The 20,139-nt window shown below is 65.2% G+C and carries 17 protein-coding genes; 7 read left to right on the top strand and 10 right to left on the bottom strand.

The features are described from left to right. Positions 1-11: 11 nt before the first annotated feature. Both N2602_RS29830 and N2602_RS29825 read right to left on the bottom strand, forming a co-directional pair. Positions 12-1,289 (bottom strand): multidrug effflux MFS transporter, encoded by a 1,278-nt coding sequence (locus tag N2602_RS29830; RefSeq protein ID WP_260380296.1) that lies wholly within the window; start codon positions 1,287-1,289, stop codon positions 12-14. Between the two features lie 294 nt (positions 1,290-1,583). Continuing rightward, positions 1,584-3,413, bottom strand: a complete 1,830-nt coding sequence (locus tag N2602_RS29825) for an aminopeptidase P family protein (RefSeq protein WP_260380295.1) — start codon at positions 3,411-3,413, stop codon at positions 1,584-1,586. Positions 3,414-3,599: 186 nt separating this feature from the next. Between N2602_RS29825 and N2602_RS29820 the strand changes: the two genes are divergently transcribed. Next, positions 3,600-3,779 (top strand): hypothetical protein, encoded by a 180-nt coding sequence (locus tag N2602_RS29820; RefSeq protein WP_172787499.1) that lies wholly within the window; start codon positions 3,600-3,602, stop codon positions 3,777-3,779. Positions 3,780-3,926: 147 nt separating this feature from the next. Here N2602_RS29820 and N2602_RS29815 read toward each other — a convergent pair whose 3' ends face one another. Further along, a complete protein-coding gene (locus tag N2602_RS29815; RefSeq protein ID WP_260380294.1) occupies positions 3,927-4,814 on the bottom strand; it encodes a 50S ribosomal protein L11 methyltransferase in 888 nt (295 codons plus the stop codon). Between the two features lie 163 nt (positions 4,815-4,977). On the opposite strand from N2602_RS29815, the gene N2602_RS29810 reads away from it, so the two are divergent. Beyond that, a complete protein-coding gene (locus tag N2602_RS29810) occupies positions 4,978-5,133 on the top strand; it encodes a Flp family type IVb pilin (RefSeq protein ID WP_085968950.1) in 156 nt (51 codons plus the stop codon). 283 nt (positions 5,134-5,416) lie between these two features. On the opposite strand, the gene N2602_RS29805 is transcribed toward N2602_RS29810, so the two are convergent. Further along, on the bottom strand, positions 5,417-7,027 hold the full coding sequence (locus N2602_RS29805; protein ID WP_260380293.1) for an NAD(P)/FAD-dependent oxidoreductase: 1,611 nt from the start codon (positions 7,025-7,027) through the stop codon (positions 5,417-5,419). Between the two features lie 217 nt (positions 7,028-7,244). On the opposite strand from N2602_RS29805, the gene N2602_RS29800 reads away from it, so the two are divergent. After that, positions 7,245-9,524 (top strand): fused MFS/spermidine synthase, encoded by a 2,280-nt coding sequence (locus N2602_RS29800; RefSeq protein ID WP_260380292.1) that lies wholly within the window; start codon positions 7,245-7,247, stop codon positions 9,522-9,524. 164 nt (positions 9,525-9,688) lie between these two features. Here N2602_RS29800 and N2602_RS29795 read toward each other — a convergent pair whose 3' ends face one another. Then, positions 9,689-10,624 carry a glycerophosphodiester phosphodiesterase gene (locus tag N2602_RS29795; RefSeq protein ID WP_260380291.1) on the bottom strand — a complete coding sequence of 312 codons (936 nt, stop codon included), beginning with the start codon at positions 10,622-10,624 and terminating at the stop codon, positions 9,689-9,691. A gap of 221 nt (positions 10,625-10,845) precedes the next feature. Here N2602_RS29795 and N2602_RS29790 point away from each other — a divergent pair, with 221 nt between their 5' ends. From N2602_RS29790 to N2602_RS29780, 3 genes are read left to right on the top strand one after another with little or no spacing between them, the layout of a single operon-like run. Further along, the gene (locus tag N2602_RS29790) at positions 10,846-11,805 is read left to right on the top strand and encodes a fatty acid desaturase (protein WP_260380290.1); all 960 of its coding nucleotides are present in this window, start codon (positions 10,846-10,848) and stop codon (positions 11,803-11,805) included. Positions 11,806-11,852: 47 nt separating this feature from the next. Further along, entirely contained in the window at positions 11,853-13,235 is a 1,383-nt protein-coding gene (locus N2602_RS29785) for an MBOAT family protein (RefSeq protein WP_260380289.1), read from the top strand. Beyond that, the gene (locus tag N2602_RS29780; protein ID WP_260380288.1) at positions 13,210-14,220 is read left to right on the top strand and encodes a hypothetical protein; all 1,011 of its coding nucleotides are present in this window, start codon (positions 13,210-13,212) and stop codon (positions 14,218-14,220) included. The genes N2602_RS29785 and N2602_RS29780 overlap by 26 nt, the downstream gene beginning before the upstream one ends. 5 nt (positions 14,221-14,225) lie before the next feature. On the opposite strand, the gene N2602_RS29775 is transcribed toward N2602_RS29780, so the two are convergent. The 5 genes from N2602_RS29775 to N2602_RS29755 all read right to left on the bottom strand — a co-directional run bounded on the left by N2602_RS29775 (position 14,226) and on the right by N2602_RS29755 (position 19,077). Further along, entirely contained in the window at positions 14,226-15,926 is a 1,701-nt protein-coding gene (locus tag N2602_RS29775) for a fatty acyl-AMP ligase (RefSeq protein WP_260380287.1), read from the bottom strand. 24 nt (positions 15,927-15,950) lie between these two features. Continuing rightward, a complete protein-coding gene (locus N2602_RS29770) occupies positions 15,951-16,205 on the bottom strand; it encodes an acyl carrier protein (protein WP_172787491.1) in 255 nt (84 codons plus the stop codon). A gap of 221 nt (positions 16,206-16,426) precedes the next feature. Next, positions 16,427-17,233, bottom strand: a complete 807-nt coding sequence (locus N2602_RS29765; RefSeq protein ID WP_260380286.1) for a L,D-transpeptidase — start codon at positions 17,231-17,233, stop codon at positions 16,427-16,429. A 162-nt stretch (positions 17,234-17,395) separates the two neighbouring features. After that, complete coding sequence (locus tag N2602_RS29760; protein WP_260372074.1) at positions 17,396-18,157, bottom strand: ABC transporter permease; 762 nt, start codon at positions 18,155-18,157, stop codon at positions 17,396-17,398. Continuing rightward, complete coding sequence (locus tag N2602_RS29755; protein WP_172787488.1) at positions 18,154-19,077, bottom strand: ABC transporter ATP-binding protein; 924 nt, start codon at positions 19,075-19,077, stop codon at positions 18,154-18,156. The genes N2602_RS29760 and N2602_RS29755 overlap by 4 nt, the downstream gene beginning before the upstream one ends. Before the next feature lie 280 nt (positions 19,078-19,357). Between N2602_RS29755 and N2602_RS29750 the strand changes: the two genes are divergently transcribed. After that, a complete protein-coding gene (locus tag N2602_RS29750; protein ID WP_260380285.1) occupies positions 19,358-20,074 on the top strand; it encodes a hypothetical protein in 717 nt (238 codons plus the stop codon). The last annotated feature ends 65 nt before the right edge of the window (positions 20,075-20,139 follow it).

Below are 20,139 nucleotides of genomic sequence, written 5' to 3'. Positions count from 1 at the left end.
CGCAGCGCCCCTCACATCATCCCCGTCTCGTCCTCCTCGGCCTGCTCGATCAGCGCCTCGCTCGGCACTATCTCGCGGCGGGGCACGACGAACATCATCACGCCGGCGCAGAGCAGGGAGATCGCGAGAACCGCTGATGTCAGCGGCAGCGTCGTTGCGGAGTGGCCGCCGAGATAGGCGCCGAACTGCGACATCAGCGCGCCAATGCCTTGCTGCAGGAAGCCCATCGCGCCCGAGGCGGTGCCGGCTGCTTCGGGACGGATGCTGATGGCGCCGGCGGCGGAATTCGCCATCACGAAGGCGTTGCCGGCCATCACGATCATCTGGGTGCCGAACAGCCAGGCGGGCGCCTCGTTCCAGCCGACGAAGCTCCAGAGCAGGTTCGCAAAACTGCCGCAGAGCTGCAGGGCGAGCCCGAACCAGATCAGCTTCTCCAACGAATGGCGCGGCGCAAAACGCACGCAGAGCAGATTGCCGACCAGAAACGCAAAGCCCGTCGTCGCGAACCAGGCGCCGTATTCGGCGCTGCTGCGGCCCATCTGCGTCACCACGATGTAGGGCCCGCCGCCGGCGAAGGTGAAGATGATCTGGGACGCGAGCACCTGGCACATCACATAGCCGACGAAGGCGCGGCTCCGGATCAGCGTGCCGATATCGCCGCGGAAGCCGCTGCCGGCGCTGCGGCTGCGGCGGGTCTCGGGCAGCGCGAAGGCGATACCGACGGCAACGACGATGGCGGCGATGGTGATGGCGTAGAAGATCGCGCGCCAGCCGAACGCGGTCTCGATCAGGCCGCCGGTGAGCGGCGAGACCATCTGCCCGATCATCAGCGCCGCGACCACGAGGCTGATCATCGAGGCGACGCGGTCGCGCTCGTAGATGTCGCGGATGATGGCTCGGCTAATCACCATGCCGGATGCGCCGCCGAGCGCCTGGAAGAAGCGTGCGGCGATCAATTGCGGCAGGGTCTCTGCAAAAATGCAGCCGATGCTGGCAACCACCATCAGCGCCAGCCCTCCCAGCAGCACCGGCCGCCGCCCGAACCGGTCCGACAGCGGCCCCATGATCAGCTGCGACAGCGCGATGCCGACCATGTAGAGCGACACCGTCATCTGCGCGATCGAGATGTCGCTGCCGAAATTCGTCGCCAGCACCGGCAGTGCCGGAACCAGGATGTAGAGCGAGATCGGCGCGACCCCGGTCATCACGACCAGCAGCAGCAACACCAGGCGCGAAGTCGCGATGTTTTTCGTCGCCGCGTCCGGCGGCCTGCTGATCATGCCGTGCATATGTCGTCCGTCGTCCGAATTCGAATCAACTGTAGCGTGCCCACGCAAGACCGATATCGGCGATTCGGAATGCGGCTATTCGGATTTCGGGACGGTTATGATGAGGGCACGATGGCGATCGTTTGGGCGCTTCGCTGAAAGTTCGGTGTCATTCCCCGCGAAGGCGGGGAATCCAGTATTCCAGAGACGGTAATGATTCATCGAGGGGCTGCGGCGTACTGGATGCCCGCCTTCGCGGGCATGACACCTATCGTGTCGTAACAGCCTTGCACAATCCGCGTGGCGCTATGCGCACTACGCCTTCAGCTCCGCCGTGGCCTGATCGAGCCAGGCCTTCGTCGCCTCGTCCAGCGCCGGCCGCACGTCGTCCCTCACGCGGGCATGATAGGCGTTCAGCCAATCGAGCTCGTCGCGGCTCAGCATCGCGACATCGATCAGGCGGCGGTCGATCGGCGCCAGGGTCAGCGTCTCGAACGCGTTCATCGGCTTCTCGGCGCCCTTGACCTCGGCGGCGACGACCAGCTCGAGGTTTTCGATACGGATGCCGAAGCCGTCGGTCTTGTAGTAGCCGGGCTCGTTGGACAGGATCATGCCGCGCTTCAGCGGCGTGGTGCCGAGCTTCGAAATTCGCGCCGGTCCTTCGTGCACCGAGAGATAGCTGCCGACGCCGTGGCCGGTGCCGTGCTCGAAATCGAGCCCGGCGGCCCAGAGATATTGCCGCGCCAGCGTGTCGAGTTGCGCGCCCGTGGTGCCGTCCGGAAAGACGGCGCGCGCGATCGCGATGTGACCGCGCAGCACGCGGGTGAAGCGGTCGCGCATCTCATCCATCGGCTCGCCCACCGCCATGGTGCGCGTGACGTCGGTAGTGCCGTCTTCATATTGTGCGCCGGAATCGATCAGCAGGAGATCGCCGGACGCGATCCGCCGGTTGCTCTTGCGGGTGACGCGGTAATGCACGATGGCGCCGTTCGGGCCGGTGCCGGAGATGGTGGGAAACGAGACGTCCTTGAGCGCGCCGGTGTCGCGGCGGAAGGTTTCCAGCGCCTCGACCGCGTCGATCTCGGTGAGCTTGCCGCTTGGCGCCTCGCGATCGATCCATGCGAGGAAGCGCGCCAGCGCCACAGCGTCGCGCAAATGAGCCGTCTTGGTGCCCTTGATCTCGGTCGCGTTCTTGACCGCCTTGAGCAGTGCAACCGGATCGCTGCCGCGCACCGGCTTGCCGCCGGCGCCCGTGATCAGCCGGCTGAGTGCGTCGGCGGCGGTGGCGTTGTCGAGCGCGATCGATCCACCACTCTTGGCCAGCGCCATCAGCGTCGGCGCCATGGCGTCCGGTTCGCGCACGTCGGCGGACTGCTCGAGATGGTCGCGTGTGAGGTTGGAGAGCTTGCGGTGGTCGATGAAGATGGTGGGACGGCCCTCTTTCGGCACCAAGGCGTAGGACAGCGGCAGCGGGGTATGGGCGACGTCGGCGCCGCGGATGTTGAAGGTCCAGGCCACTGCGTGGCTGTCCGACAGCACCAGCGCATCGGTGCCGAGCTTGGCGATCTCGGCCCTGATCTGCGCCAGCTTCTCCGCTTCAGGGACACCGGCATGCTGGAGGCTGTGCACCGCGACGGGGGCGAGCGGCGGCTGCGGCCGGTCCTGCCAGACTGCGTCGATCGGGTTGCTGTCGACGGCGACCAGCTCGGCGCCGGCCTTGGCGCAGGCCGCGGACAGTCGTTCGGCTGCCGAAAATGTGTGCAGCCACGGATCAAATCCGAGGCGGTCGCCGGCTTTCAGATGCGCCGCCACCCAGCTCTCCGGCGGCGGGTCGATCAGCGATTCCACCACCCACGCCTTGGCGTCGACCTGCTTGGCGGCCTGCAGCGTGTAGCGGCCGTCGACGAACAGTGCAGCCTCATGCGACAGAACCACGGCTAGCCCCGCCGAGCCCGTGAAGCCGGTCAACCAGGCGAGCCGCTCTTCCGATGGCGGCACATACTCGTTCTGCTGCTGATCGGCACGTGGCACGACGAAGCCGGTCAGCTTGCGACGGGCAAGCTCTTCGCGAAGTGCGGCCAGCCGTGCCGCCAACGCGATGCCGGCCTCCGGCTCCTCGAATGTCTGGAAGTGCGCTTCGAACATGGTGGATCACTTTAGGATCATGGGGATCAGTCCGCAATGTAGACGCATTTGCGGCGCATCTGGCATGGACTGTGCTTGAATAGTTCCATTCGAGTTGAGTGGAGTAAAGGATGCGGCAGTTGCGCTTCGTCCGGATGACAGGGAAATTCGAGCAGGTGGTTCATCTCAACGGCGAGGGGACACACGATGCCAGCGTTCACCTTTGAGAAGATTTCGCCGCCGGCGCGCCGCGCCCCGACAACTCCGACACCGAAGAAGCCGCGCGGCCTCATCAGCCAGATGATCGACCGTTTCGCCGAGCGCCGCGCGAGGCGTGCCTTGCAGGGGCAGCGCGCGTCACGCCGCGACGAGAAGCCGGCGGAGTAGCGCGAGATTTTGTAGGGTGGGCAAAGGCGCAGAGCGCCGTGCCCACCGTCATTCCGCGATTGTAAAATGACGCGATTGTAGAAAGAATGGTGGGCACGCTTCCGCCTTCGCTCTTCGAGCTACGGCGGGCAAGTCGCTTTGCCCGCCCTACAAGAGCTTCCGCAACAACAGACTGCTCCATCCCTCGATCCTGAGGTGTCGCACCGGCACGAGGCCGCGCGCGCGGTAGGCGGCGATCACGGCGGGCGCCTGGTGCGTCAAGAGGCCGGAGAGGATGACGCGGGCGCCAGGCGCAAGGTGCCGCACCATCGGGCTCGCCAATTGCCGCAACGGATTGGCAAGGATATTGGCGAGCACTAGGTCGAACGGCCCCGCACGCGCAAAATCCGGCGCGGCAAAGCCGGTGGCGCGGATCACCCGCACATGGTTGCCAACTTCGTTCAGCGTGGCGTTCTCAGCCGCCACCCGCACCGAGGGCGGATCGATGTCGGAGGCCAGCACCGCGCGATGCAGCGCCTTCGCGGCCGCGATCGCCAGCACGCCCGTGCCGGTGCCGAGGTCGAGCAGGTTCCTCGGGCGGGAACTCTTCAGGAGATGGTCAAGCAGAAGTAAACAGCCGCGCGTCGTGCCATGGTGACCGGTGCCGAAGGCGAGCGCCGCCTCGATCTCGATGGCGAGCTTGTTCGGCGCCACACGGTCGCGATCGTGGCTGCCGTGCACCACGAAGCGCCCGGCCGGCACCGGGACGAGATCTTCAAGGCTGGCCTTGACCCAGTCCTTGGCTTCGACCGTGTCGAAGACGAGCGTCGCCGCAATCTCATTTCCTGCTGAAGTTGCAACGAGTTCGGCTAGCCATGCCTGATCCGGCTCATCGGCGAAATGCAGCGTCACGTCCCATTGTCCGTCGGGCCGTTCGAAGGCGGCGACCGCCGCATCGCCGTCGAAAAACACCTCGGTGAGCACATCGACGACGCGCTTGGCGTCGGCTTCGCTGCCGATCGAAAAACTGGCGCGATGGGTGGGGGAAGGCTGCATTCAGGGTTCCGTTGAGTTCAATTTTTGGAACTTTTGCGGGTGACTTTCCGGACAAGTTGCGGTTCGCAGGTTAACCCGCCTGAAGTGGGTTCCCCGTACATTCCCGGATGTGGAATCGAACCAACACAGCTTGGAATTGAAACGGAGGCGAGTCTTGAAGCGCATGATTCAAAAGTTCTGGTCGGACGAGTCCGGTGCAACCGCGATCGAATACGGCCTGATCGCCGCGGGCATCGCCCTGGCGATCATTACCGTGGTGAACGGGCTGGGCACCACCATGAACGAGAAGTTCACTTCGATTAGCACCTCCTTGAAGTAATTTCCGCCGCCATTTCAAAGCGGGGGCTATTTTCTTCAAAGGCTATTCCTGATCACCGCCCGCTAGGGGTTTCCCCTGGTGGGCGAGGTCTTTTGGGGCTCGCGGTCTTCGAAGGGCTGCACAGCTTATCCGCCTGCTTGTCAGGGCCCTGTCCGCCACTCTTTCCGCGATTGCCCCGCCGATTTTCCACCGGCTTTCCCAGGCTCGCTCCCGACCGTCTCGCCGGACATCCTCTGGCCGGTCACAGACCTTTCGACAGCCTGTCCACAACCCATCCACAGGCCTATCCACGGCTTCCGAACAGCGAGCGGTGATCCCGCAGGATCGCCTGCGCCGCGTTATGGCCGGGGGCGCCGGTGACGCCGCCGCCGGGGTGGGCGCCGGAGCCGCAATGGTAGAGGCCTCTCAGCGGCCCGCGATAATCGGCGTGGCCCAGCATCGGCCGCGCCGAGAACAGCTGGTTCAGCGTCAGCGCACCGTGGAAGATGTCGCCGCCGAGCAGCCCGAATTGCCGCTCGAGATCGAGCGGAGACAGGATCTGGCGGCCGAGCACGCTCGCCGCAAAACCCGGGGCATATTTGTCCACCGTCGCGATCATGAGATCGGCGACCTCTTCGCGATGGTCGTCCCAGGACCTGCCATCGGGAAGCCTTGGTGCGACATGCTGGCAGAACAGGCTCGCGACATGCTTGCCGGCCGGGGCCAGCGTGTCGTCGAGCGTTGAGGGGATCAGCATCTCCACCACGGGCTCGCGGCTCCAGCCATGGGCGCGCGCGTCGAGCCAGGCGCGATCCATATAGCCGAGACTCGGCGCCAGGATGATGCCGGAGGTGAGGTGATCGCCCTCGCCCGATAGCGCCGTGAAGGAGGGCAGGCGGTCCAGCGCCACGTTCATGCGGAACGTGCCGGAGCCGTTCTTCCAGTGCCGGATGCGGGCGAGGAAGTCCGCCGGAAGAGCCTCGGCCGCGATCAGGCGCGTGTAGAGCAGCTTTGGATTGACGTTGGCCGCGACATATTTCGCGCGGATCGCAGAGCCGTTCTCCAGCACGACGCCGACGGCGCGGTCGCGCTCGACGATGACCTCGCGGACGCCGGCATCCGTGTCGATCACGACGCCACGGTCGCGTGCCGCGCGTGCCATGGCCCGCGTGATCGCGCCCATGCCGCCGATGGCGTGGCCCCAGACGCCCTTCTTGCCGTTCACCTCGCCGAACGCGTGATGAAGCATCACATAGGCCGAGCCGGCGGCGTAGGGGCTGGCATAGTTGCCGACGATGGCGTCGAAGCCGAACAGCGCCTTGACCAGATCGTGCTCGAAACGTTCGTCCAGCATCTCGCCGGCCGAGCGCGTGAACAGATCGAGCAGGCTGCGGCTTTGTTCCAGCGTCAGGCCGCGCAGAATGTTGGCGCTCTGTAAAGCGTTCACGGCCTCGCGGATCGCATTTGTGCCGAAGCCGTCGAGCAGGTTCGGCGGCGCGCGCAGCACGAACCGCCTGAGCACGTCGGCGATGTCTTCCAGCTCGCGCGTGAAGCCGTCGAGGGCTTCCGCATCATGCGCGCTGAGCCGCGCCACCGAAGCTTTCGTCCGCCCCTCGCCGGTGAGGAGATAGCTGCCATCCGGCGCGGGCAGAAAATTCTGCGCACGCCGCTCGACGATGCGCAGGCCTTGCTCGGCGAGCCTGAGATCACGGATCACCTGCGGGTTGAGCAGGCTCACGGTGTAGGCCGCGACCGAATTGCGAAAGCCGGGGTGAAACTCCTCCGTCACCGCCGCACCGCCGACCACTTTGCGCCGCTCGACCACGCGCACGCGCAGACCCGCCATCGCGAGATAGGCCGCGCAGGTGAGGCCGTTATGGCCTGCGCCGATGATGACGACGTCGGTTTCCGTCATGAGGGATTCAAGTTGTTCCACTGTCATTCCGGGATGGTCCGAAGGACCAGACCCGGAATCTCGAGATCCCGGTTCGCCTCTCCGAGGCGCCCCGGAATGACATCTCTATATCAAGCATTCCTTGCTGCAACATCACGCCACACTTTATTGCCCGTTCAGGCGCCTTGTGCTCCATTGCGCGCGGTCCGGCGCCCGCCGGGTGTGAGCCGGAGCATTCATGGATTCGATCGTGCAACCCGCCGCCACGGAGCAGCCGTCGTCGTCGCGCAACCGGCTGCTGCTGACGGTCTACACCGCTGCGATCTTCGTCAGCGCGCTGCTGCTGTTCTCGGTGCAGCCGCTGTTCACCAAGATGGTGCTGCCGCGGCTCGGCGGCTCGCCGGCGGTGTGGTCGGTCGCCATGGTATTCTTCCAGTCGCTGCTGCTGGCCGGTTATGCCTATGCGCATCTGTTGATGCAGGCACGGAACCGGATCGTCCCCGTGGCGGTGCATCTGGTGCTGCTGCTCGCCGCCTTCGCCACGCTGCCGCTCGGCATCGCCTCCGCCTATGGCGAGCCGCCGGCTTCGGGCTACGCGATCTGGCTGCTCGGCCTGTTCGCGGTCTCGATCGGGCTGCCGTTCTTCGCGCTCGCCGCCAACAATCCGCTGCTGCAGGCCTGGTTCGTCCGCACCGGCCATCCGGCGGGCCATGATCCCTATTTCCTCTACGCCTCCTCCAATATCGGCAGCTTCCTTGCACTGTTGTCCTATCCGTTCCTGCTGGAGCCGATGTTCACGCTGCAGATGCAGAACCGGTTCTGGACCGGTGGCTATGGCCTGCTGATCCTCCTCATCGGCGCCTGCGGCGTGCTGTTGTTGCGTTCGCCGAAGCTGGCCGTGGCCGACGCGCGGGCAGAGGACGTGAATGCACCCGCGCCAGGCCTCTCGACGCGGCTGCGCTGGATCTTCCTCGCCGCCGTGCCCTCGGGCCTGCTCATCGCCGTCACCGCGCATATCTCGACCGACGTGGCGGCGGCGCCGCTTTTGTGGGTGCTGCCGCTGTCTCTGTACCTGCTGACCTGGGTCGTCGTGTTCCAGTCGCGGCCGCTGCTGCCGCACAAATGGATGCTGATGCTCCAGCCCGTCGCGATCGCTGGCGTCGTCGTCCTGTTGGCTTTCGGCGGCGAGCAGAACCTGCTGCTGACGCTCGGCGGGCATCAACTCTGCTTCTTCGTCATTGCCATGGCCTGCCACGGCGAGCTGGCGCGGACGCGGCCTGCCGCCAGATATCTCACCGGCTTCTATGTTGCGCTGTCGTTCGGCGGCATGGTCGGTGGCTTGTTCGCGGGGCTCGTTGCGCCCTTCACCTTCTCGTGGATCGCCGAATATCCGATCCTGATCGCGCTTGCCGCGCTGTGCCGTCCGTCCGCGAACGAGCGGCTGGCCGGCGTCGTCAGATGGTACTGGCTGGCGCTCGCCGCGCTCGCACTGGCGCTCATCGTGCCGTCATACACGACGGGCGGCCTCTCGACCTGGTTCGAGGATCATCGCGTCTGGGTCGCCGGCGCCGTCGGCGTGCTCGCCGCGCTGCTCGCGTTGATCCTCAATGCCGGGCGCTGGAAGATCTTTGCCACCGTCGCGCTGGCGCTGGCGTTGATCCGCGTTTATCCCGCAGACGAGGGCCGCGTCACGACCGTGCGCAGCTTCTTCGGCGTGCACAAGATCGTGGTGACGCCGGGCGGCTATTTCCACGTGCTGATGCACGGCACCACCATTCATGGCGCCGAGCGCTTCCGCAACAACGACGGCACGCCGGTCGCCGGCAGGCCCGAGCCGATCACCTATTATCACAAGGACGGCGGCATCGGTCAGGCCGTCAGCGCGATCCGCGAGCGCAAGGGCGCGCCGCTGAAGGTCGCCGCGATCGGCGTCGGCTCCGGCACGCTCGCCTGCGCCGCCGAGCCGGGGGAGAACTGGACCTTTTTCGAGATCGACCAGTCCATGGTCGACGCGGCGCGTGACCCCAGGAATTTCCGCTACATATCGAGCTGCATGCCGGACATGAAGCCCGTCATCGGCGATGCGCGCCTCACCTTCGCCAGGGAGCCCGATGGCGCCTATGATCTCATCATCGTCGATGCCTATTCGTCCGATGCGATCCCGATCCATCTTGCGACCGAAGAGGCGATGAAGATCTACAAGGACAAGCTCGCACCGCACGGTGCCGTGGTGATGCACGTCTCCAACCGGCATCTGGATCTCGAGACCGTCGTGGTCGGCATTGCGGACGCCAACGATCTCAAGAGCTGGGTCTTCAACGAGGATTCAGGCCGCGATGGTGACTACATCTTCTCCACCGACGTCGTCATCTCCGCGCGCGAGGAGGCCGATGTTGGCAGGCTCGCATCCTCCAAGCAATGGGAGCTGACCGAGGCCGACGACAGGGCGCGGGTCTGGACCGACGATTATTCCAACATCCTGGGCGCGCTGTATCGGCGTTGGAAGGACGGGGAGTAGGGGGCGCCACGAATGGTCTGGTGCCCCGGACGCAGCGCAGCGCTTCCCCGGCGATGCGAAGCAACGTCCGGTGCGGTGCGCTGCAGGGCCGGGGCCCACAATTCTGGGTCCGGGCTCTGCGTCGCATCATTGCATGCCGCGCCGCGTCCGGGACACGAGATTGATTACGGCGCCACCGGCGTCCCCGCCGGCAGCGCGATCCCCTTCTCGCCGGCGACTTGCCGCAGCAGGTCCGGCCTGTCCGAGATGATGCCGTCGACGCCGATCTCGATCATCCGCGCCATGTCTTCACGCTTGTTCACCGTCCAGACCACGACGCGAAGTCCCTGTGCATGGGCCTCGGAAACCAGCGCCGCGGTCACGTCGCCGAAATTGGGCGACCTGATCGCGCCGCCGGCGGCCTTGATCGTCCGCGGCAGCGAGCCGGCGTGATCGGCCGGGCTGAACCCCGCCGTCCAGCTCGTCGCCTTGTCGAGGGCCACCGTCGGGGCCGAGCCGCGCTGGAGCGTCAGGTACACGGTCGGGATCTTTGGCGCCTGCTGCTGCACGAGAAGCAGGGTCCGCCAGTCGAACGACTGGATCATGACGCGGTCGGAGAATCCTTCGGTCTCGATTACCCCGAGCAGCTTCGCGACGAAGGCCTGCGGATCCAGCGTTTCATCCGGATGGTTCGGATCGATCTTGGTCTCGATGTTGAAGCGCACCTGCGTGTTGCCGGACTTGCGCACCAGCGCGAACAGCTCGCGCAAGCTGGGAATGCGCGTCCCCGGCAGCGCACGCTGGTCGGGGAATTGGCGTGAGTAGGCACTCTCGGGGCGGATCTGGCCGACGTCATAGGTCCTGACCTCGTCGAGCCGCAGCTTGACGAAAGGGGTACCGGGCGGAGCGATGTAGGCCCCATCGGGCCGCCGTGCGAGATCGGGATTGAGCCCGCGCTCATGCGAGACGATCACTTCGCCGTCCGCGGTGACGCCGACGTCGAGCTCCAGCGTGTCCACGCCCATCGTCAGCGAATGAGCAAAGGCGGGCAGGGTGTTTTCCGGCAACAGCGCCCGCCCGCCGCGATGCGCCTCGAGGTCGAAGGCCAGATCGGATCCCATGGCCTGTCCCGCCATCACAATCGAGATCACAGTCAGAATGGTTGCAACAGGTGACGGCATGGGGCCTCGAGGGGCAAGCGGAAAGGACCGGATTTGAACGCATTTTGCGTCGCTCGCCTATTCTATGGGCTTTCGCGGCTGTTGAAACCCTGGGTGCCGCGGCTTGGGTTGCGCCCGCCAGGCTTGTATGTAGTCATATGAGCCGACCTGGAAGCCCGACCGTGCAACAGAAACGCGATCACCGCATCATCCGCAGCCGGCACTTCCACAGGATGCAGCGGCGGCATTTCATCATTTTCGATGTGCTGCCGTTCATCGGCACGCTGGTTGCGCTGGGCCTGTTGATTGTCCGCCCGATCGGCGCGATGGAGCTCGGACTGTTGTTCGGCTTCTGGCTGATCACGGGTCTCGGCCTCACCGTCGGCTATCACCGCCTGTTCACGCACCGCGCCTTCGCGACCTCCACGACGATGAGCGCGATCCTGATCGTCATGGGCTCGATGGCCGGCCGCGGCCCCATGCTGTCCTGGGCCGCGATGCACCGGCGGCATCACGAGCTGTCCGATCATGACGGCGACCTGCACTCGCCGCGACTGCATGGTGACGGTCTGCTCGGCCGCCTGCGCGGCTTCCTGCACGCGCACCTGACCTGGATGATCGCGCATGATTATCCCAACGTCGCCCACTACGTGCCGGACCTGATGGCGGACCGCAGGCTGGTTGCGGTCAACAGCCATTACTACAGCTGGGTCGGCCTCGGCCTGCTGCTGCCCGCGTTGATCGGCGGCTTGGCGACGATGAGCCTGTGGGGTGCGCTGACCGGCTTTCTCTGGGGCGGCGTGGTGCGGATGTTCGTGGTCGAGCAGACCATGTCTGCCATCAACTCGGTCATGCACAGCTTCGGCGCACAGCCCTTCGTCACCCGCGACGACAACAGCCGCAATCTCGGCATGATGGCCTGGCTCGCCTGGGGCGAGGGCTGGCACAACAACCATCACGCCTTCCCGTATTCGGCGGCCTTCGGCCTGCGCTGGTTCGAGTTCGATCCCGGCTTCATCTTCATCCGCGCGCTGGAAGCGCTCGGGCTCGCCTGGGACGTCAAGGTGCCGAGCGAGGAAAAGATCGCTCGGCGCATGCTGCGGCAGCCGGGCGATGCCGCCCCCGATCTGGAGGCGGGCTGAGCATCACCGGCCGGCGCGAGGGCCGGTGATGGCGCAGCTTTGATCCGATGCTCTTCAACGACTATCCCTTTCTCCTGGTCTTCCTGCCTGCGGCCTTGCTGATCTACCGCCTGGCAGACCCTTATCCGCATCTGCGGATCGGCGTGCAGGTCGCGCTGTCGCTCGCCTTCTATGCCTGGGGCAGCCCATCGTTCATCCTGCTCCTGATCGCCTCCATCACGATCAACTGGCTCGCTTCGGTGGCCTACGGACGGGTGAAATGGCCGGCGGTGCTGACGCTGGTGATGGTGCTCGATCTCGCGGTTCTAACGCTGTTCAAATACGCCAATTTCCTGCTCGCCAATCTTGCATTCGTGCTGGATACGAAGTTTCCGGCACTCGACATCGGGCTGCCGCTCGGCATCTCCTTCTTCACTTTTCACCACATCATGTATCTGGTCGATCTGAAGCGCGGCAAGGCGCCGCTCTATGCGCTCGACCGTTACGCGCTCTACATCGCCTTCTTTCCGCAGGCGATCGCGGGCCCGCTGGCGCGCTGGTCGGAGGTGATGCATCAGTTCGGCCGGCAGGTCTACGTGCCGGGCTGGCAGCGGCAATTCTGCATCGCCATGTGCTTCATCGCGTTCGGCTTGTTCGAAAAGGTCGTCATCGCCGACGGCCTCGCGCATCTGCTCGATCCCATCTATGCGCAGGCGGCAAGCGGACCGCTGCGGAGCGGCGATGCCTGGCTCGCCTTCTGCTTTTCGTTCCAGATCCTGTTCGATTTCTCCGGCTATTCGGACATCGCGATCGGCCTCGGCCTCTTGTTCGGCGTGCAGCTGCCCTACAATTTCAATGCGCCGTTGCGCTCGACCAATATCCAGGATTTCTGGCAGCGCTGGCACATCACGCTGATGTTGTTCCTGCGCGATTATGTCTTCTATCCCCTGGTCAATCTGCGCCTGTTGCCGCGCCGCTTCTTGCCGGTCCAGTTCTTCGGCGCGATGATGATCACGATGGCGCTGTGCGGCCTCTGGCACGGCGCGAGCTGGACCTTCGTGCTGTGGGGCGTGCTGCATGGCTTCGCGCTGGTGGCTTGCGCGCTGTGGCGCCGGTATGGGCCGGAGTTTCCGTCATGGCTCGGCTGGGCGCTCACCGTCTTGTTCGTGCTGGCGACCGGCGTGATCTTTCGCGCCGGATCGTTGGAGGCGGCCTGGCATGTCTTTTCGGGACTGATCTCACCGCTGCCGCTCGAGCGCGGCAAGCATCTATGGCCGCTGATCGCAGCGCCGCTGTTCGCTTTCCTGCTGCCGGCGAGCCAGGACATCGTCGCGATGCTCACGCGCCGTCCCAAACCGTGGCTCGCCGGTCTGCTCGGCATCGGATTGTTCGCATTGCTACTCCACATGGGTGGTCGGGATCTGCATGAATTCGTCTACTTCAAGTTCTGAGACCGATCCCGGCTGGGGACGGAGCCTGCTGGCGTGCCTCGGCACGCTCTCGGGCGCCGCTTTGTTGGTGGTCGCACTGATGGTCGCGGTCGATCCCTATGACAGCGGCAAGCTCGGCCTGCTGGGCATCGAGGGGGTTGACAATCGTCTGACGCAAATCACGGCAGCGAGCCGCGCACGCGATGCGAGCTTCGACTCCGTCATCCTCGGCAATTCGACCGGGCAATTGATCCAGCCGGCGGAATTGTCCCGCGCGAGCGAGTTCCGCTTCGTCCAGCTCTACATGACCGGTGCGAGCCCACGCGAGCAGCTCGCCGTGCTGGATTTCTTCCTGCGCAATCACCGAAAGGTTGGCGCGCTGGTCATCGCCGCCGATCCCGGCTGGTGTGTGCATGCCCGGCCGAAGGAGGAGGGCGTTCCGTTCCCCTACTGGCTCTATGACGCAAGCGTGGTCACCTATGCGGTGCGGCTGATTTCCTGGCAGGCGATCGAGCAGGTCTTCCAACGCATCGGCATCGGGCTCGGCCTGCGACCGCGCATGAACCGTGACGGCTTTGTCAGCTACGAGGACATCTGGCCGCCCGGCCAATTCAAGGAGACCAATGCTCCGAGAGACCCCGCGCCCGTGGCCTCTGCGGAGGCGCGAGCGGTGTTCCCCGAGATCGCGGCCCTCAAGGACGTCGTCCGCAAATTGCCGGTCGACGTGCCCGTCGTCATCATCGTGCCGCCGACCTTCGCTGCCACCGTGGCAAAGCCCGGCACGCAAGCTGAGCTGGAGCGCAACGCCTGCGATGCCGCGCTCGCACAGGTCGTGGCCGGGCGGCCGCGCAGCAACTTCGTCAGCTATCGCGTCGACAACGAGCTCACGCGCGATCGCGCCAGTTTCGTGGACTATATCCACTACCGCCTGGTGCTGGCGCGCAAGATCGAGCAGGGGATTGTCGCGAGCCTGCGCGACGGCGAGAAAGCGAGAATCGATTTCTGAGCAGGTCAGCCGATTTCGTCGAAGGCCGCATCGAGCCAGAGCTTGCGCGCCAGCCTGCGCTGGATCTTTCCGCTGGTGGTTTTCGGCAGGGCACCGGGCCGGATCAGCGCAATGTGGCGCGCGGATAATTCGTGACAGTCGGCAATGGCCTCTCGGATCCGGTCCTTGATCTCGTCCCTGTCGATCTTGTGACGAGCCGTGCGCTCCACCTCCTGCACGATGACGAGCGTTTCTTCACCGCCCTCGTCCGGCACCGAGAATGCTGCGCCGCAGTTTGCGCGCAAGCCCTCGTCCAGCGACTGCACCGTGCGCTCGATGTCCTGCGGATAATGGTTGATGCCGCGGATGATGATGAGGTCCTTGATCCGGCCGCTGACGAACAGCTCGCCGCTTGCATCGAGGAAGCCGAGATCGCCGGTGCGCAGCCATGCGCCGTGCTCGCCGGCGATCTCCGCGTTGAGCAGCTCGTTCGTCGCGTCATCGTTGCGCCAATAGGCGCGGGCGATGTTGGCGCCGCTGACCCAGATCTCTCCGACGCAGTCGGGGGGCAGGCGTGTGCATTTTCCGGGATCGACGATGGCGATCTGCTCACCCTCGAGCGCGCGCCCGCAGCCGACCACGATCTGCGCATCGTCAGCTTCCGAGGCCGTCTCTGCTCTATGCGCCTGAAGCGCCGCGGGACTGACGCGACGCGTCAGATGACCGCCGCCGCGCGTTCCCCCTGAAATGAGCAGCGTCGCTTCCGCCATGCCGTAGGCCGGATACATCGCGCGCGGATCGAAGCCGTGCGGCGCGAAGGTCGCGGCGAACCGCTCGATGGTTTCTGCGCGCACCGGCTCGGCGCCGTTCAGGGCGATCCTCAGCGGGGACAGGTCGATGCCGTCCATCTGGTCGGCGCGGTAGCGGCTGACGCAGAGGTCGAAGCCGAAATTGGGGCTGCACGCCACTTCCGCGCGATAGTGCGAGATCGCGCGCAGCCATCCGAGCGGCCGCTGCATGAACGCGTTCGGCGCCATCAGCACGCAGGTCGCCCCGACATAGAGCGTCTGCAGCGCGTTCAGGATCAGCCCCATATCGTGGTAGAGCGGCACCCAATTGACGTAGGTCGATCGCCTGGTGTTGCCGAGCGCGATCCGGATCATCTCGAGATTTGCGAGCAGATTGGCGTGGCTGACCATCACCCCCTTCGGCTCGGAGGTCGAGCCGGAGGTGTATTGCAGGAAGGCGATGTCGTCCGCCGCCGGTTCCGCCAGCGCGACCGGTGCCAGGGTCGCCGGACCGAGATCGACCTCGATCCATCGGATGTTCTCGTGTGCGAAGCGCGTTTGCAGATCGCCGCGAAGCGAGAGGGCTGAACTGGTCAGCGCCACCGCTGGCGTGCAGTTGGCGAGAATTGCGGCGCTGGCATCGCGCGCACCGTTTCGCCGCGGCATCATCATCGGCACGGCGATGATGCCGGCCATCAGGCAGCCGAAGAACGCCACCAGAAATTCGAGACCGGGTGGAAATACCAGGATGGCGCGGTCGCCAGGGCGCGCGACCGCGGTCAGGCGCGCCGCGAGCGCACTTGCGCAATCGCGCAACTGGCGGAAGGTAAGGGCAGCTTCTTCAGTCCCGCGGTCGGAGACGAAGACATAGGCGCGGTCATTGGCCTGCTCCGCCGCGCGCCGGGCCAGGAGCGCCACGAGCGAGCGGGGAGTGTCCATCGGATTGCGCCGGTTCAGGCCGTGTCAGGCGGCCGGTCGGATCGCGCGCTTGTCGGCAAGAAACCGGGACAAGGCCTCAACGGTCGGATGGTCGTAAAAGTCGTCGGTCGACAGTTCGATGTCGAGCTTCTCCTCGAGCTCCATCATCAGGTAGACCAGCATCGCCGAATCGAGACCGAGGCGGTTGAATTTGGTGCCGGTGTCGACCCGATCCCTGGAGATGCGCAGGATATTGGCCAGCGCGGTAACGCAGAAATCCGAAATCTGCTCGCGTGTCATGTCATTTCCCAGAAACAATGGGAACGACAATACGGGCGACCCCAAGCTTGTCAATTTGGCCGGGGCGCCGCTGCGTTGAAGGTTGGGGACTGTTGCCTTCCTGCGTCGGGGAGCTGCTCGATTCCTGCCCAGGCCGGCCTGGAGTTGTCCGGTCCACCGCGGCGCCGGCGCGTCAGCACGATTTGATTCGCTGCAGCGCCCGGCGTCGCGTTCAGGCTGCGTCAGTTCTGATAATAATAGCTGCGCGGCTGATAATATTGCCGGGCCTGCGGCTGATGATAGTAGCCCTGCTGGCCGTAGCCCTGGTCGTATGTTGGTTGCGGCAGCTGTTGATAGGCCTGCGTGCCATAGGGGCGGGTGATCGGGCGCGGCGCCGGATAGCGCGCGCCGGTGTCGCTGCCGTCGGCCGGGTAGATGTAGTTGTCGTCCTGCGGCATGTAGCGCCGCTCGGGCTGCGCCGGCGGCATCAGGTTCACCGGGGCGCCTGTGGTGGCGTATTGCTCTTCAGCAGGCTGCGGGGCGCGGGCCACCGCATTGGCATTGCGGCCGCGCGGATTGCGCGCCAGCGCCACCTGTGCCGAGCCCGTCAGCGTCACCGTGGTGTTGAGCACGCCCTGCTGCTGCACCAGCGCATAGAGCGTCGAGGCGTTCTGGCGCGACAGGCGCACGCAGCCATGGGATGCCGGCGAGCCGAGCCGGCCGACCGAGTCCGTGCCGTGGATGGCGTGCCCGACCTTGGTGAAGAAGATCGCGTGCGGCATCGGCGCGTCGTCGAATTCCTTGGAATAGTGGTCCTCTTCCATCCGGAAGGCGCGGAAGGCGCCATTCGGCGTCTCGCGCGAGGGGATGCCGGTCGACACCGGCCAGCGGTAGCGCGCGACCCCGTCGACCGCGACGGTCATCTGCTGATTGTCCTTGTCGACGGTGATCTCGACCTTGGCCTGCGCGGTGCCTACGCTCAAAAGCATCAGGGATGTAAAAGCAATTAAAAACGAACGCATCTGACTTCTGGCCTCCGGCCTGTTCATGCTGGCGCCGCGGCTCTCCGTCCCCCGGCGTGCATTATGCCTGCAGCGCGGCGTTGGTTCCAGCGGCCTGCCTGTCCATCGTTAACGTGGCGCCAGGCGTAAGCAAGGCCGCTTTGTGCCGCGCCGGCTGGCGGCGCTGACATTTTCGCGAGCACCGCGCGGTCAGTTCTTGAGCCGGTATCCAGTTCGGAAAATCCACCAGATCACGACCAGGCAGATCACCAGGAAGGCCAGCGTCATGCCGATGCTGACGGACACGCTGACGTCGGCGATCTCGTAGAAGCTCCAGCGGAAGCCCGAGATCAGGTAGACGACCGGGTTGAGCAGCGCGACCGTGCGCCAGGCGGGCGGCAGCATGTCGATGGAATAGAAGCTGCCGCCGAGGAAGGTCAGCGGCGTCACCACCAGCATCGGGATCATCTGCAGCTTCTCGAAGCCGTCGGCCCAGATGCCGATGATGAAGCCGAACAGGCTGAACGTCACCGCCGTCAGCACCAGGAAGGCCAGCATCCAGATCGGATGATGGATGTGCAGCGGCACGAACAGTCCGGCGGTCGCCAGGATGATCAGGCCGAGGATGATCGACTTGGTCGCAGCGGCGCCGACATAGCCGAGCACGATCTCGAAATAGGAGATCGGTGCCGACAGGATCTCGTAGATCGTGCCGGTGAATTTCGGGAAGTAGATGCCGAACGAGGCGTTGGCGATGCTCTGCGTCAGCACCGAGAGCATGATCAGGCCCGGGACGATGAAGGTGCCGTAGCTGACGCCCTCGACCTGGCTGATGCGCGAGCCGATCGCGGCGCCGAACACCACGAAATAGAGCGAGGTCGAGACCACCGGCGAGACGATGCTTTGCAGCAGCGTTCGCCAGGTGCGCGCCATTTCGAACAGATAGATGGCGCGGATGGCGCGGTGGTTCATGACGTCCTCACGAGGTCGACGAAGATGTCCTCGAGCGACGATTGCGTCGTGTCGAGGTCGTTGAAGCGGATGCCGGCGGTGCGGAGGTCGCCGAGCAGGCTGGTGATGCCGGTGCGCTCGCCCTTTGTGTCGTAATCGTACACCAGCGTCGCGCCTTCATCGCAGAGCTCGAGCTCGTAATGCGCGAGACTATCCGGCAACGACGTCACCTTGTTCTGCAAATGCAGCGTCAGCCGCTTCTTGCCGAGCTTCTGCATCAAGGTCGTCTTGTCCTCGACCAGCACGATCTCGCCCTTGTTGATGACGCCGATGCGGTCGGCCATCTCCTCGGCTTCCTCGATGTAATGCGTGGTGAGGATGATGGTGACGCCGGACTGCTGAAGTCCGCGCACCACCTCCCACATGCCCTTGCGCAGCTCGACATCGACGCCGGCGGTCGGCTCGTCCAGGAACAGGATCTGCGGCTCGTGCGACAAGGCCTTGGCGATCATCACGCGGCGCTTCATGCCGCCCGAGAGCGTGATGATCTTGTTGTCCTTCTTGTCCCACAGCGAGAGGGCCTTCAGCACCTTCTCGATGTGGTCGGGGTTCTTCGGCTTGCCGAACAGGCCGCGTGAGAAGCTCACGGTCGCCCACACGCTCTCGAAGGCGTCGGTGTGCAATTCCTGCGGCACGAGGCCGATCAGCGAGCGGGCCTTGCGGTAGGAGGTCTGGATGTCCTCGCCGCCGACGAGGACACGGCCCTCGCTCGGATTGGCGATGCCGCAGATGATCGAGATCAGCGTGGTCTTGCCGGCGCCATTGGGGCCGAGCAGCGCAAAAATTTCGCCGCGCTTGATGTCGAGATTGACGTTCTTGAGCGCCTTGAAGCCGGACCCATAGGTCTTCGACAGATTGGCGACGGAGATGATGGAAGACATGATGGCCGTAAGGCTGAGGAGCAAAGGCTGGGGAGGGGCCGGACCATCCAGGCAGGTCGGCGGAGCCCTGAAATAGGAACGCTGTTGTCCCTCCGCAATTCCCCGGAGAAAAATGGTCTCAAAACAGGCGCTTAAGAGGCATGTTCCAGGCAAGTGTTGCGCTATGGCCACGGCTTGCTGCTAAGATTGGCGCTCACGCGGCTCTTTGTTGCGTCTGCGAGCGCGCCGTGGCTACGATTCCGGCCAATCGCGAAGCGTATTGTCTCCGGGGAAAAGATCGATGAGACCGAACGGCCGTCACACCGCCGGCGCCAGCCAGCTGTCCGCCCTCCGTGCCTGGGCGATGGGCCTGCTCCTGCTGTCAGCTGTTGCCATCAGCCCGACCACCGCCAAAGCGGCGCCGAGCCAGGCCGCGGCGGCGACCACGCATGTCTATCTGCTCCGCGGCGTGCTCAACATCTTTTCGCTCGGCCTCGACACGATCGGTGCCCGCCTCCAGGCGCAGGGCGTCCCGGTGACCGTCGCCAATTTCGTGTCCTGGTCCTCGCTCGCCGATGAAGCGGCGGCTGCCTACAAGGCCGGGCGGCTCAAGACCATCATCCTGGTCGGCCATTCCTCCGGTGCGACCGCGCTGCCCGACATGATTGCCAAGCTCAACCAGCTCGGCGTGCCCGTGAAGCTCGCGATCGGCCTCGATTCCGTGTTCAAGACCAAGCTCTCGACCGGCGCGGAGCGCTACATCAACATCTATATCGGTGACGGCCCTGGCGAGCCGGTGCGGGCCGCGGCCGGCCTTCGCGGCAAGCTCGACAATGTCGATGTCCGCGGCACCGGCGTCGGCCACATCTCGATCGACAAGAACGAGGCGATCCAGCGCCGCGTCATCGCCGAGATCGACGCCGCAATCATGCGCTCGCGCGCCCCGGCTGCCCCCGTTGCGGAGCCCGGCACACCGCGGCCCGCGCGGGCGGCGGCGGCGGCTCCGGCGAGGAACTAGACCGGAACGCTACGCTTCGGCGCCGCAAAATCTGCCAATTCCGCGGTCAAGAAGTACCGCAAGGG

Source organism: Bradyrhizobium sp. NC92 (assembly GCF_025200865.1).
Classification (GTDB): Bacteria; Pseudomonadota; Alphaproteobacteria; order Rhizobiales; family Xanthobacteraceae; genus Bradyrhizobium.
The sequence above is the reverse complement of the archived record's forward strand: the minus strand, read 5'-3'. Positions and strand labels throughout refer to the sequence as shown.